Annotated in this window: 10 protein-coding genes; 4 read left to right on the top strand and 6 right to left on the bottom strand. The window is 63.4% G+C overall.

The genetic code is table 11. The features are described 5' to 3' along the window. Positions 1–14 precede the first annotated feature (14 nt). Positions 15–1,925 (bottom strand): excinuclease ABC subunit UvrC, encoded by a 1,911-nt coding sequence (gene uvrC / locus E3O06_RS02575; RefSeq protein ID WP_134501448.1) that lies wholly within the window; start codon positions 1,923–1,925, stop codon positions 15–17. 13 nt (positions 1,926–1,938) lie between these two features. Further along, positions 1,939–4,806, bottom strand: coding sequence for an excinuclease ABC subunit UvrA (gene uvrA, locus E3O06_RS02580; protein ID WP_134501449.1), 2,868 nt, complete (start codon positions 4,804–4,806; stop codon positions 1,939–1,941). Positions 4,807–4,943: 137 nt separating this feature from the next. Between uvrA and E3O06_RS02585 the strand changes: the two genes are divergently transcribed. The 4 genes from E3O06_RS02585 (at position 4,944) to E3O06_RS02600 (ending at position 8,587) form a co-directional block, all read left to right on the top strand. Beyond that, on the top strand, positions 4,944–5,552 hold the full coding sequence (locus E3O06_RS02585) for a PadR family transcriptional regulator (protein ID WP_134501450.1): 609 nt from the start codon (positions 4,944–4,946) through the stop codon (positions 5,550–5,552). Positions 5,553–5,891: 339 nt separating this feature from the next. Further along, positions 5,892–6,860, top strand: coding sequence for an ABC transporter substrate-binding protein (locus E3O06_RS02590; RefSeq protein ID WP_134501451.1), 969 nt, complete (start codon positions 5,892–5,894; stop codon positions 6,858–6,860). A gap of 26 nt (positions 6,861–6,886) precedes the next feature. Continuing rightward, positions 6,887–7,726: an ABC transporter permease gene (locus tag E3O06_RS02595; RefSeq protein ID WP_241979846.1), complete on the top strand. Its 840-nt coding sequence runs from the start codon at positions 6,887–6,889 to the stop codon at positions 7,724–7,726. Between the two features lie 84 nt (positions 7,727–7,810). Next, positions 7,811–8,587 carry an ABC transporter ATP-binding protein gene (locus E3O06_RS02600; RefSeq protein ID WP_134501452.1) on the top strand — a complete coding sequence of 259 codons (777 nt, stop codon included), beginning with the start codon at positions 7,811–7,813 and terminating at the stop codon, positions 8,585–8,587. Between the two features lie 110 nt (positions 8,588–8,697). Here E3O06_RS02600 and uvrB read toward each other — a convergent pair whose 3' ends face one another. From uvrB to E3O06_RS02620, 4 genes are all read right to left on the bottom strand, one after another. Beyond that, positions 8,698–10,761 (bottom strand): excinuclease ABC subunit UvrB, encoded by a 2,064-nt coding sequence (uvrB, locus tag E3O06_RS02605; protein ID WP_134501453.1) that lies wholly within the window; start codon positions 10,759–10,761, stop codon positions 8,698–8,700. Between the two features lie 29 nt (positions 10,762–10,790). Then, complete coding sequence (gene coaE, locus E3O06_RS02610) at positions 10,791–11,456, bottom strand: dephospho-CoA kinase (RefSeq protein WP_134501454.1); 666 nt, start codon at positions 11,454–11,456, stop codon at positions 10,791–10,793. A 118-nt stretch (positions 11,457–11,574) separates the two neighbouring features. Then, positions 11,575–11,901: a nuclear transport factor 2 family protein gene (locus E3O06_RS02615; protein ID WP_198415766.1), complete on the bottom strand. Its 327-nt coding sequence runs from the start codon at positions 11,899–11,901 to the stop codon at positions 11,575–11,577. Positions 11,902–11,919: 18 nt separating this feature from the next. After that, positions 11,920–14,178 carry a response regulator gene (locus tag E3O06_RS02620; protein WP_134501455.1) on the bottom strand — a complete coding sequence of 753 codons (2,259 nt, stop codon included), beginning with the start codon at positions 14,176–14,178 and terminating at the stop codon, positions 11,920–11,922. Positions 14,179–14,302 lie beyond the last annotated feature (124 nt).

The following is a 14,302-nucleotide window of genomic DNA, read 5'->3' on the forward strand; positions in this document are numbered from 1 at the left end:
GGTTCGGGATTCGTTCAGGCGCGCAGGTGGGCATGAATCGACTCGGCCAGCACCGGGCCGATGCCGCGGACATCCGCTATTTCCGACGCCGAAGCCACCTTGAGCCGCGCCACGGACCCGAAATGTTGCAACAACACCTTCACACGGGCCGGACCCAGCCCGGCGATTTCACCCAGAATCGAGGAGATATCCTTCTTGCGGCGAATGCGCTGATGCGTGATCGCGAATCGGTGTGCTTCATCGCGGATGCGCTGGATCAGGAACAGTGCATCACTGTTGCGTGGCAGAATCACGGGGTAGTCGGAGTCGGGAAGCCAGATTTCCTCGAGCCGTTTGGCGATTCCGCAGAGTTGGATTCCGGTGACGCCGGATTCGGTGAGGGCGCGTCTCGCGGCGGCCACCTGCGGTTGACCGCCGTCGACGATGAGCAGGTTCGGCTGATATGTGAATTTCGCGCGCTTCTGCTCGACCTGGGCGACGTCGTTCGCGTCGCCGCCAGCGAGTAGGTTCAGCGCGGGAGCTGCGGCATCCGCTGGGGTGGAATCGGGTTTCAGGTACGCGAGGCGTCGGGACAGAATCTGGTAGATCGAATCGGTGTCGTCGGTTGATTCGGGAATGTTGAAGCGTCGGTATTCGTCTTTGCGGGGCAGCCCGTCTTCGAAAACGACCATGGACGCGACGATATTGGTGCCGCTGAGATGCGACACGTCGTAGCACTCCATGCGCAGCGGGGCGTCGGGCATTTCAAGGGCGTCCTGAATGTCTTCGAGGGCTTTGGACCGCGCGACGAAGTCCGAGCTGCGGCGGGTCTTGTAGAGCATGAGTGCCTGCTTGGCATTGTTGCCGGCTGTCACGAGCAGGGCGGCTTTCTCGCCGCGCTGGGCGGCGACCAGGCGCACCTTGCGGCCTGCTCGCTCGGCCAGCCAGGTTTCGAGGGCCTCGGCATCGTCGGGCAATTCGGGGAGTACGATTTCGCGCGGCGGCAACGCGTCGGCGTTGTAGGCGGTCCGCATCATGGAGTCGATGAGTTCACTCGTGGTGACATCGAGTTCCTTGTCAACCATCCAGCCGCGCACACCACGGATGCGCCCGCCACGCACGATGAACAGCTGCACGGCTGCCGCAAGTTCGTCTTGCTCAATGGCGAACAGGTCGATGTCGACGTTGTCGCGCAGCACGACCGCGCTCTTCTCGAGCACGGCGTTGAGCGCCCGTACCTGGTCGCGCCGTTTGGCTGCTATTTCGTACTGTTGGGCCGCGGCCGCGTCTTTCATCTCCTGGGTGAGTTCGTTGATGAGCTTTTTGTCGTGGCTGCTCATGAAGCTGACGAACTCATTGACGATCGTGCGGTGTTCCTCCATCGACACCAGGCCGGAGCAGGGGCCGAAGCACCGCCCGATCTGCCCGGCGAAACACGGCTTGCCGCTCTGCATGGCCCGCTTGTAGTTGGCGTTGTTGCAGGTGCGGATGGGAAAGGCCTTGAGCATGAGCTCGATGGTTTCGTGGACGGCCCAGACCTTGGGATACGGCCCGAAGTAGCGGGCACCCTTGATGCCCTCGGTGCGGGTGACCAGGGCGCGCGGCGCCTCGTCGGCGAGGGTCACCGCGAGGTACGGGTAGGACTTGTCGTCCTTGAACTGCACGTTGAACGGCGGATCAAACTCGTTGATCCACATCCACTCGAGCTGCAGGGCCTCGACCTCGGTGCCGACGACCGTCCACTCCACGCCCGTCGCGGTGGTGACCATGCGCCGGGTGCGTTCGTGCAGGCTGTGCAGCGGGGCGAAGTAGTTGCTCAGCCGCGCCCGCAGGTTTTTGGCCTTGCCGACATAGAGGATGCGCCCGGTCGCGTCGCGAAAGCGATACACCCCGGGGGTCGTGGGAATCTCGCCCGTTTTGGGGCGATAGCTCAAGGCATCAGACATGACCGATTACCGCCTAGCCGGCAGCCAGGACCTCCTTGAGGAAGGAACCGGTGAAGCTCTTCTTGACCGTGGCGAGGTGCTCTGGCGTGCCGGTGGCGAGCACCTTGCCGCCGCCGGAACCACCCTCTGGCCCGAGGTCGATCACCCAGTCGGCGGACTTGATGACGTCGAGGTTATGCTCGATCACGATGACGGTGTTGCCCTTGTCGACGAGGCTGTTCAAGACGAGCAACAGTTTGCGCACGTCTTCGAAGTGCAGGCCCGTGGTGGGCTCGTCAAGCACGTAGACGCTGCGACCGTTGGAGCGGCGCTGCAGTTCGGTGGCGAGCTTCACGCGCTGGGCTTCGCCGCCGGATAGGGTGGTGGCGCTTTGGCCAAGGCGCACATAGCCGAGTCCGACCTCGACGAGCGTCTTGAGGAAGCGGTGGATGGAGGAGATCGGTTCAAAGAAGTCGGCCGCTTCGCTGATCGGCATGTTCAGGACTTCGGCGATGTTCTTGCCCTTGTAGTGCACGGTGAGGGTATCGCGGTTGTACCGGTCTCCCCCGCACACCTCGCAGGCCACATACACGTCGGGCAGAAAGTTCATCTCGATCTTGATCGTGCCGTCGCCCGAACAAGCTTCGCAGCGCCCACCCTTGACGTTGAAGCTGAACCGGCCGGGCAGGTAGCCGCGGGTCTTGGATTCGATGGTTTCGGAGAACAGGGTGCGGATCTTGTCGAACACCCCGGTGTAGGTGGCCGGGTTGGACCGCGGCGTGCGGCCGATCGGCGCCTGGTCGACGTGGATGACCTTGTCGAGCTGTTCCAGTCCGGTGACCCGGGTGTGCTTGCCCGGCAGCTTGCGGGCGCCGTTGAGGCGGTTGGCCAGGACGCGGTACAGGATGTCGTTGACCAGCGATGACTTGCCGGAGCCGCTGACCCCGGTGACCGCCGTGAAGGTGCCGAGCGGGAAGGTCACCGAGACCTTCTGCAGGTTGTTGGCCTCGGCGCCGGTGACGCCGATCAGGCGCTCGGGGTCGATCGGGCGGCGGGTCTGGGGCGTGGCGATGGACTTGCGTCCCGACAGATAGTCGCCGGTGAGTGACTTGGTGTTGGCCAGCAGTCCTTCATAGGAGCCCGAGTGCACGACGTGCCCGCCGTTGACGCCGGCACCCGGGCCGATGTCGACAACCCAGTCGGCGGTCTTGATGGTGTCTTCGTCGTGCTCGACCACGATGAGGGTATTGCCGAGGTCGCGCAGGGTGACGAGGGTCTCGATCAGGCGCCGGTTATCGCGCTGGTGCAGGCCGATGCTCGGCTCGTCGAGCACGTAGAGCACACCGGTGAGGCCAGAGCCGATCTGGGTGGCCAGGCGGATGCGCTGCGCCTCACCGCCCGAGAGGGTCGCCGCGGCACGCGCCAGGTTGAGGTAGTTCAGCCCCACCCGGATGAGAAAGTCGAGGCGCGCCCGAATCTCCCGCAGCACCTGGGCGGCGATGGCTGCCTCCCGGTCGGTGAGGGTCAGCTTGTCCATGAATGCGCGGGCGTCGCTCAAACTGAGCGCGCAGACATCCGCGATGCTCGCGTCGTGCACGAGCACGGCGAGCACCTCGGGCTTCAGCCTTGTGCCCTTGCAGACGTGGCAGTCGACCTCGCGCAGGTATTCGGACCAGCGCTGGCGCTGGGTGTCGCTCTCGGCCTGCAGGTACTGGCGTTCGATGTAGGGGACGACGCCCTCGAAACCGGAGGTGTAGCTCATCTCCCGGCCATAGCGGTTCTTCCATTTGACCCGCACCTCGAAGTTGTCGCCGCGCATGACGGCGTTCTGCACCTCGTCGCTGAGATCGCCCCAGGGGGTGTCGAGCGAGAAGTCGAGGTCGCGGGCGAGGCCGTCAAGCAGTTTCTCGTAGTACTGGAACAGGCCCTTGCCCTGGGTGGTCCAGGGCAGCACGACGCCCTCGGCGATGCTCAGGTCGGGGTCGCCGAGCAGCAGGTCTTCGTCGACGGACATGCGGGTTCCAAGCCCGGAACACTCCGGGCAGGCGCCGAACGGGGCGTTGAAGGAGAAGGTGCGCGGTTCGATCTCGGTCAGCTGCACCGGATGGTTGTTCGGGCAGGAAAGCTTCTCGGAGTAGTTCTGCCAGGCCTTGTCGCCTTCCTCGTCGAGGAAGTTGATCTGCACGAGGCCGTCGGTGAGTTTGAGCGCCGTCTCGAGGGAGTCGGTCAGGCGGCTGAGCAGTTCGGGGCCGGCGACGAGCCGGTCGACGATGACGGCGATGTCGTGCTTCTGCTGTTTCTTGAGCGTGGGCGGTTCGCTGAGCTGAATCTGCGTGCCGTCGACGATCGCACGGGAGTAACCCCCGCCGGCGAGTTCCTGGAATAGATCGACGAACTCGCCCTTTTTCTGCGCGACGACGGGGCTGACCACCTGGTAGCGGATCCCCGCCTTCAGCTCCATGAGCTGGTCGGCGATCTGCTGCACGGTCTGCGATTGAATGACTTCGCCGCAGATGGCGCAGTGCGGCACGCCAATGCGGGCCCAGAGCAGGCGCATGTAGTCGTAGATTTCAGTGATGGTGCCGACAGTAGACCGCGGGTTGCGGTTGGTCGATTTCTGGTCGATCGAGACCGCTGGGCTCAGGCCCTCGATGAAATCCACATCGGGACGGTCGACCTGCCCGAGAAACTGCCGGGCGTAGGCCGAGAGCGACTCGACATAACGGCGCTGGCCCTCAGCGAAGATGGTGTCGAAGGCGAGCGACGACTTGCCCGAACCCGAAAGCCCGGTGAAGACGACGAGCGAATCGCGCGGAATCTCGAGATCAACGTTGTGGAGGTTGTGCACGCGGGCTCCGCGCACACTGAGTTTTGGACCTGTTTCTACCTTGGTAATCGACACTCATTGAGTCTATGCAACGCCGCTGACACTGCCTGACAGCAAGCATTGCCGAGAGCGAACACCGACACGTCCACGATATTAATTCGGAGTATGTATATACTCGATACTTATAAGTCAAGTGAATCGCCGGAGGTCGTATGTCTGTTCGCCAGAGTCTGCTCGCCATCCTGGACCAAGGGCCGTGCTACGGCTATCAATTGCGGGCCGAATTCGACCGTCGTACCGGGTCGACCTGGCCGCTCAACGTCGGTCAGATCTACAACACTCTCGACCGGCTCGAGCGGGACGGCCTCGTTCAGAAGGCGGATATCGACGCCGACGGCCAGAACTACGTTGAAATAACGACGGCCGGCCGCGCGGAGGTCGCCGACTGGCTCGGCTCCCCCGTGGTGCGCACCATGGCCACCCGTGACGAGCTCGCCATCAAGCTCGCCATCGCCGTGACTTTGCCGGGAGTCGACATCGCCCGGGTGATCCAGGTGCAGCGCACCGCGACGATGCGTACCCTGCAGGAGCTGACTCGCACCAAGAACGCGACCGCCGACCCGGAATCCTCCGAGCAGCTGGCCTGGCTGCTCGTGATCGACTCGTTGATCTTCGCCGCCGAGGCCGAGGCTCGCTGGCTTGACCACTCGGAGCACCGGCTCACCCGGGCCCGGGCGGCCGGCCTCGCCGCTCCGCTGCCGCTGAACACCGAAGTGCCCAAGCGCGGCCGCCCGGCCAGGACGGAGCAGGCGAACGCATGACCGGCTCGGATCTTCTCTTGCAACTCGACGGTGTCTCGAAGCGATATGGCCCGCCTGGGCGGACCGGATCGTCTTTCTGCGTGACGGGCGCATCGTGGACGAGTCACGGGCATCCGCTGTGTCGAGCCTGCTGAGCGGGCTGCCGGCTCTCGTGGCACGCGTTTGAGAAGTTGGCACGTGTTTGAACCAGTGCGAGCTTCTCAAACACGTGCCGCGACGCTTGCCGGCCCGGTTTACGCGACCGTAACACGCGAGAAACTCCCGCTGACCACTCGTCTAGTTGACTGCATGCTGAACAGATCACGACTTTGTGCGCTGTCATATATCAGGGGGACACAGATGAGAAAATCAACCAGGACTGTCCTCGCCGGCCTGACCCTTGCCGTGGCGCTTGGTGCAAGCGGATGCTCCGCTACGACCACCGACATCGCTGGCAGTGCCGACAGCGTCACCGTAAAAGTGGGCACCCTGCGTGGGCAGCCGCACTTCTACCACCCGTTCCTGTACGAGAACGAGGCACCGGAGGGAGTGACCTTCGAGGTCGTCACCCTGGATACGACCCCGGCCCTCAGCGACGCCCTGGTTAGCGGTGCCATTGACTTTGCCATCACGGGAGTCACACCCACGATCTCGTCGATCGCACAGGGCCGCGACCTGAAAGTCATAGCCAGCGCCGCCGACGGCGGCAGCGGCTTCGTCGGTGGAGAAGACATCCAGTCGCTCGATGACCTGGTGGGCAAGAACGTCGGCTACATCGCCGGCAGCGCGCAGGAAGTCGCCCTTCGCCTCACCCTCGACGCGGCCGGCATCGACCCGGCCGATCTCAATCTCATGGTGGTGCCCGTTCCGGACATGGCCGGTGCCTTCGCGAGCGGCAGCGTCGATGCCTTTTTCGGCGTCGAGATCGGCGCCTCAATCGCACTGCAGAACGGCGGTCACCTGATAGCCGACGCCTACGATACCCCGATCGGCAAGGTCAACATCGGGCTGGCCACCACGGGTGCCCTGATCGAATCAGATCCTGAACTCGTGCAAAAGGTCGTCGACACCCACATCAAGACCGTCGCATACATGGTCGACAACCAGGACATCTGGCTGACGGAAATGGTCAATACGTTCGGCGGCGATGAAGAAATCTTCACCTCGGCGCTGGAGAACTTCTGGATGCGCTCTGACCTCTCCGAGGAGTATCAGGGCCAGCTGGTGGAACTGGCGACGCAGATGCAGTGGCTCGGTCTGATCGAGGTCGCACCGGACGCGTCCGACATCGTCGACACCACCTTCGTCGACGCCGCCACTGCAGAGTGAGTGCTCCCGGGAGTGTCTTGAGCGCGGTGCGGCCTCGCCGCGCCCCGGTGCGGCCGGAGGCCCGGCGCGCCGCTGCGCGCACCGCGCTCCTGGGCACACTCCTGCCCGTACTCGCGGTGCTCATCTGGCACTGGGGCATCGTCTTCGAATGGCAGCTTCCGTTCGGTATTCGGATGGCTTTTCTCCCGTACCCAGGAGATGTCGCGCTCACGTTGTGGGATTTCGCCTTCGGCGGGATCAAAAACGACGCCTTCAGCGGCGAACTCTGGATTCATCTCGCGGCCAGCGCCGGGCGGGTGTTCAGCGGGTTCCTTATCGCGGCGGCCATCGCCGTGCCGCTGGGGATTCTGATGGGCCGATACCGGGCCGTCAACGCACTGTTCGATCCGGCCATCAACCTGTTACGCCCGATCCCGGCCACCGCCTGGGTACCCCTCGTCCTGCTCATCATCGGCATCGGGGACCAGGCCACGCTGTTCCTGATCGCCCTATCGGCGTTCTTTCCCATCGTGCTCGGGGCGATCAGCGGATCACGGCAAGTGCCGCAACGCCTGATCGAGGGCGCACAGATGCTGGGCACCTCTCGGGCGGGCGTCATCACGAAAGTCGTCCTGCCAGCATCCGCTCCCGCCATCGTGAATGGACTGCGTATCAGCCTGGGGCTCGCCTGGGTTGTGCTCGTCCTCGGCGAAACGGTGGGAGTGCGCGTGGGACTCGGAGCGACAATCTCCCTCGCCAGGGACATCGTGCGTACCGACCTCATCGTTGTGGGAATGATCTGCATCGGCGCGGCCGGATTCCTCTCGGATCGACTGCTGATCTGGGCATTTCGGCTGCTCTCGCGCGGCCGCCCCCTGATCAAGTAGCCGCCGATGCCTCACCTCGACCATCCCCTGGAGCCTTCGATGACACTCTCCTCCCCCACGTCCGTCTCCTCCTCGACGGGACGTATGGCTGATATCAGCGTGGCTGGCCTCGCCAAGCATTACGACGCGACCGACGGGAGCACGGTGATCGCGATGACCGATGTGTCTCTCACCGTCGCCTCCGGTGAGTTCGTCGCGGTGGTTGGTGCGAGCGGATGCGGCAAAAGTACGCTCTTGCGCATCCTGGCCGGTTTCGAACGTGCCTCGGCGGGAACGGTGCTCGTCGGCGGCGTCGCTGTCGCCGGTCCGAGTTCCGACCGAGGTGTCGTTTTTCAGGACTACGGGCTCTTCCCGTGGCTGACCACCCGCGAGAACGTAGCGTTCGGCCCGCGCCAACGGGGAGTGGACAGAAAGGCAGCCGCCGCGTTAAGCGAACGTTTTCTCCACACGGTGGGTCTCGCCATGGTCGCTGACAAGTACCCCGGAGAACTGTCCGGCGGTATGCAACAGCGCGTGGCGATCGCGCGGGTCCTGGCCAACAACCCCGCACTGCTTTTGATGGATGAGCCCTTCGGAGCCCTGGACGCCCTCACACGGTCTGACCTGCAAATCGAGCTACGACGCATTCACCGGCAGACGCAGACGACCGTACTGTTCGTCACCCACAGCATCGAGGAAGCCATTTTTCTGGCCGACCGCGTGGTCGTCATGACCGGCGGCGCCGCCCACGGCGTTCCCGGTCATATTCGGGCCATCGTGCCGGTACATCTGCCCGCCGAGCGTGACGTGAACTCGCACGAATTCAACGAGATCAAGCGGGAAATCTCAGCGATGGTGCATGAAGGTGTCGACTACGTCTGAGCCGTGAGGCTGCCCGGGTAGGGAGCCGCTGTCGCGGCACGCGTTAGAGATGGCTGCACTCGTTGCACTGAGTGCCACGAGATCGAACGAGTGCCGCGACGCGTGCGCGGCTACTGCAGGTGGCCGGCCTTCTCCATCTGCCGCAGCTCGCGCTTGAGCTCGGAAAGCTCATCGCGCAGACGGGCGGCGAGCTCGAACTTGAGCTCCCCGGCAGCCTCGAGCATCTGCGAGTTGAGGTCCGCGATAATCGATTCGAGGTCGTTGGCGCCGTTAGCGGCCAGACCGACCCGACGGTTGGGCGTTGAACTCTTGCGGCGGGCATCGCGGCCCGCGAGCAGTTCGGCCGTGTCGGCCTCCTCACGGGCAAGGGCCTCCGTGATGTCGCCGATGCGCTTGCGCAGCGGAGTCGGGTCGATGCCGTGCAGGGTGTTGTAGGCGACCTGCTTCTCGCGGCGGCGGTCGGTCTCGTCGATGGCTTTCTCCATCGACGCCGTGAGCCGGTCGGCGTACATGTGCACCTCACCGGACACGTTCCGAGCGGCCCGCCCGATGGTCTGGATGAGGGACGTGGCCGAGCGCAGGAATCCTTCCTTGTCGGCATCGAGAATGGCGACGAGGGAGACCTCGGGCAGGTCGAGGCCCTCGCGCAGCAGGTTGATACCGACGAGTACGTCGTAGATGCCGGCGCGCAGCTCGGTGAGGAGCTCCACCCGGCGCAGGGTGTCGACGTCGGAATGCAGATACCGCACCCGAACCCCGGCTTCGGTGAGGAAGTCGGTGAGGTTCTCCGCCATCTTCTTGGTGAGCGTCGTGACGAGCACGCGTTCGTTACGTTCGGTGCGCTTCTTGATCTCTTCGAGCAGGTCGTCGATCTGCCCGGCGCTCGGCTTGACGATGATTTGCGGGTCGATCAGGCCGGTCGGGCGAATGATCTGTTCGACGATGCCGTCGGCGATTCCCATCTCGTATTTGCCCGGCGTGGCCGACAGGTACACGGTCTGGCCGACCCGGTTCTTGAACTCATTGAACTTGAGCGGGCGGTTGTCGAGCGCGCTCGGCAGCCGAAAGCCGTGGTCGACCAGCGTGCGCTTACGCGAGGAGTCGCCCTCGTACATGGCGCCGATCTGCGGCACGGTCACGTGCGACTCGTCGATGACCATGAGAAAATCGTCGGGGAAATAGTCGAGCAGGCAGTGCGGTGCCTCCCCTGGTTCGCGCGCGTCGATGTGGCGGGAGTAGTTTTCGATACCGGAACAGAATCCGATCTGCTCCATCATCTCGAGGTCGAATGTCGTGCGCATGCGCAGGCGCTGGGCTTCGAGCAGCTTGCCCTCGCGTTCGAGCACCTCGAGGCGGTCCGCCAGTTCGATCTCGATCGTGCCGATTGCCCGGCGCATGACGTCATCACTCGCGACGTAGTGCGACCCGGGAAAGACCGAGACGGCGTCGAGTTTCTTGACGATGTCGCCGGTGAGCGGATGCAGGCTGTAGAGCCCTTCGATCTCGTCGCCGAACATCTCGATGCGAATGGCGAGCTCTTCGTACATGGGGATGATCTCGATCGTGTCGCCGCGAACCCGAAAATTGCCCCGGGAGAAGTCGACATCATTGCGCTTGTATTGCATTGCTACAAATTTTCGGACCAGCCAGTCGCGGCTGACCTTCTGGCCGACCTGCAGCGCGATCATGGCGTCGAGGTACCCTTGCGGTGTGCCGAGCCCGTAGATGCACGACACGGTCGACACCACAATGACGTCGCGGCGGCTCAGCAGCGAATTGGTGGTGGAGTGCCGCAGGCGTTCGACCTCCTCATTGATTGAGGAGTCCTTCTCAATGAAGGTGTCGGTCTGCGGAACGTAGGCCTCCGGCTGGTAATAGTCGTAGTACGAGACGAAGTATTCGACCGCATTGTTCGGCATGAGATCGCGAAATTCGTTGACCAGCTGGGCTGCCAGAGTCTTGTTGTGGGCCAGAACCAGCGTCGGGCGTTGCACCTGCTCGATCAGCCATGCCGTCGTCGCGGACTTACCGGTGCCGGTGGCGCCGAGCAGGACGATGTCGGTTTCGCCGGCATTGATGCGGGCAGTCAGGTCGGCAATCGCGGACGGCTGATCGCCACTCGGCGTGTACTCACTGACCACTTCAAACGGGTTCACAGAGCGCGTTGGTTCCATACCTTCATTCTACAAAGGCGGTCTGACAGTCAGTCCTGCGCAGCCGAAGACGGCGAGCGGATGCCGTCGATCACTGCGATCTCGCCGGCTGCAGCGGCGACAACCCGCTCCCAGAGCGCATCGACCTGCGCCAGCGTCGCGTCGAGGGTACCGGTGTTGTCGATCACGACGTCGGCCAGGGCAAGGCGTTCCGCATCGGTGGCCTGGGCTCCAATCCGCTGAGTGGCCTCCGCCTCGGTCAACCCGCGGAGGTCGATCATGCGCTGAATCCGGGTTGTGGCATCGGCGTGCACGACCACGACGAGATCGAAGGTGACCAGGCCGCCGGCGACAGCGTCGGCCAAAAGCGGAACGTCATAAACCACGATGGCGTGCGGATCTGAGGCGTCCGCGGCTGCAATCCGGTCGCGGGTGAGCTGGCGCACCGCCGGGTGGGTGATCGCGTTCAATCGCTCCCGTCGCTCCGGATCAGCGAAGATGATGGCACCGAGCGCCGGACGGTTGAGACTTCCATCCGGCAGCAGCACATTGCTGCCGAACTCAGCCGAGATTGCTGCGAGCCCGGGAGTGCCGGGTTCGACGACCTCACGGGCGAGCTGGTCGGCGTCGATGCCCACCGCGCCGTGTTCGCCCAGCCGTGTCGCTACTGTGCTCTTGCCCGAGGCGATACCGCCGGTCAGCCCAATCAAATACATGCCGCCAGACTATCCGCTGCGTGGGCCCGTGAGGCGCACCACCCGACCGCGCTACTCCAGGATCTTCCAGAAGGAGTCTTTGCGGCGGATCTTGCTGATCGAACTCCAGCAGGTCCAGCTAACGCACTTCGATCTGCTGGCCCGCGGTCGATGTGCCGGTCAGTGTCCATTCGGACACCCCAATGGCGTCACCGCACACCCAGTGTCGGTCGTCCCCGTAGTGCAGATTCGGCATGCCCGCGAATCGCTGGGCCAGGCCGGCCCGAACCTCTTCCTTGCCCACGTACTGGTCCTTGCCCACGTACTGGTCGCCACGCGGTCTCGCACCCCTCGGCATGACGAAGACGCAGTCACTGGCGAAATAACCCATGATGGCGATCGGGTCCTGATTGTTGAACGCCTCCAGGAACCCCGTCAGCACTTCGCGCGTGACTGCTTCACCCATGCGCCCCACCGTATCCGCTTAGTCGAAAGCCCGCTTGATCTCGGCCAAAAGGGCCTCGCGGTTGAAGTCGGGCTTCTTCATCGCGACCACGGGCTGCCCGGGGTCGCTGTCGATGGTGTCTTGCTCCTCGTTCGTGAGCTGCCCAGACGACATGGCCAGAACGGGGATGTGCTTTGTCGCGGCATGTTCCTGAAGCGCGCGCACGATTTTGAAGCCGGCGAGTTCTTCCATCATGAGGTTGATCAGGACTAGGTCAGGTTTCAGCGTGAGCGCGTTGTTGATCGCCTCTGCACCGGTTGATGCCGATTGGACCCGATAGGCCGGTTGCTCGAGGTACGAATAGACTTGGTCGATGGTTGCCAGGTCGTCGTCAACGACGAGGATGCAGCGGGTGTGTGCCGGGTCAGGGCGCAGCTCCAACAGAGTGAGGGAATGCTGCAGGTCGGCACGCCGCAGTGGCTTCTCCAGCACGGCGGAAGCACCCCGATTCAGTGCCATGCTCATGTCGGCGAGACCCGCGATGACCACCACGGGGATGGACGCCAACTCGGGTGAATCATGCAGCTTGACCAGAAACTTCCAGCCGTCCATTCCGGGCAGTTGCACATCGAGGGTGATCAGGTTGATCGGTGTGCGGCGCGCCAACTCCAGCGCAACCTCGCCGCTCTGAGCGGCAATCACCCGGAACCCCTCGGCCTCTAGCAACAGCCGCACGAGTTTCGCGGACTTCTCGTCGTCTTCAACAACGAGTGCGACGGATGTTTCGCTCGGCTCGATCACGCTGGCAACGTCTTCGCCGAGGCCCTGCAGGTCAACATCGGAGTCCCGGTTAGCCGCGGTGATGAGTTCTTGCGATGCGTGTTCCAGCAGTGCGTCGCCCGTTCTGCCGTCGGCTTGAAGCGGTCCGTGCGCCTCGGATTCGGACGATTCCGCGGTGCTCGATACGGTGGGGACAGGCGCCTCGGCGGCGGCGGGCGTCTCAAGAGCGCGGCGTGGCAGCCACACGGCGAAAGTCGCGCCTTCGCCCAGGGCGCCCTGGACCCCGAGAGTGCCGTCCTGCAGCTCGACCAGCAGTTTGACCATGGCCAAGCCGATGCCATTTCCAATGGACTTCCAGCTGGAATTGGATTCTCCGTGGCGCAGTGGGCGGAAGACAGTTGGCAGGTCTTCGACCGATAGGCCTACCCCGTGGTCCGCTACCCGGATTTCCAGGAATTCCTTGTAATCGCTGGGGGGAATGGGGAAAGACCAGTGCGGTCGGGTACCATCAAATTCACCCACGGCGCTGAGGTCGACGATTCGCGCACTGACTTTCACGTCACCGCCGGTACTCGCGACGGTCGCATTAGACAGCATGACGGCCAGAATCTGCTGCACGTTTGAAGCATCGACGGGGAACAACCCCACCCCATCGGAAACGTCAACCGTCATCGAGATCTTGGGTTCTCCGGACTGATCTACCGCCGTAGCGCTGGCAGCCAGAAGGCCGCAAACGTCCACGTCTTGAAAGTCGAAGTCGACCAGTCCCGTCTCCACTTTGGACATGCCAATGAGATCGCTGAGTAGCGACTGGAGATGTTTGCTGTCCGAGCAGATGACATCGACGCGCTGCTGTTGGGCCTCGCTCAACGCACCGTCAACGCCGGTTCGCAGGGCTTCGGACGACTCCACCACCGCCCGCAAGGGGGTGAGCAGATCAACTTTTGCACGCGCGACGTACTCGGCCCGAGCAATTTTCGCCTGCTCGAGCTTGAGGTTCCTCTCGACGAGTGCGCGTTCCAATCGTTTGCTCTCGGTCACGTCCCTGGCTGCAGCGAAGACCCCGCGCACCATTCGCTCGCGATCGCGCAGGGTCGCCGCGTTGTAGGACATGACCGTCTCGGTGCCGTCGAGGGACCGCACGGTCAACTCAAAGTCGTTGATTCGGTCTTGGGTCAACACCCGAGCGATGGCGGCGTCGGCGCGGGCCGGATCCGTGAAAAAGTTGCGGCACGGAGCGCCGATCAATTCATCGCGAGTGCGGCCGGTCAGGTCGACCATCTGCTGATTGACGTCCACGATGATGCCCTTGGTATCGGTCGTCATCAGCGCATCGATACTCGATTCGATCAGCGACCGAGTGTAGAACTGCTGGTCGTGCAGTCGTCGATTGAGGACCTCAATCGCCAGGGAACCGGCGCCGCCATCGAGCGGCGCGTCGCCCCCATCGGAGGCAACCGACTCAGAATCGTACCCAACCCTTGTGTCGACGTTGTCCGGGGGACGAAAACTGTTCATAAAACTCTCCGATGGGGCTGTAGAACTGTCGTGCAGCGTAATATTCCAGCCAGGAACAGGTTGTAACCGGCGGAAAACCGCATACGTTCGGCAATCTTGTGAATGCCGGAACGCAATCGATAAA

It is taken from the genome of Cryobacterium glaciale, assembly GCF_004402535.1.
GTDB classification, from domain to species: Bacteria; Actinomycetota; Actinomycetes; order Actinomycetales; family Microbacteriaceae; genus Cryobacterium; species Cryobacterium glaciale.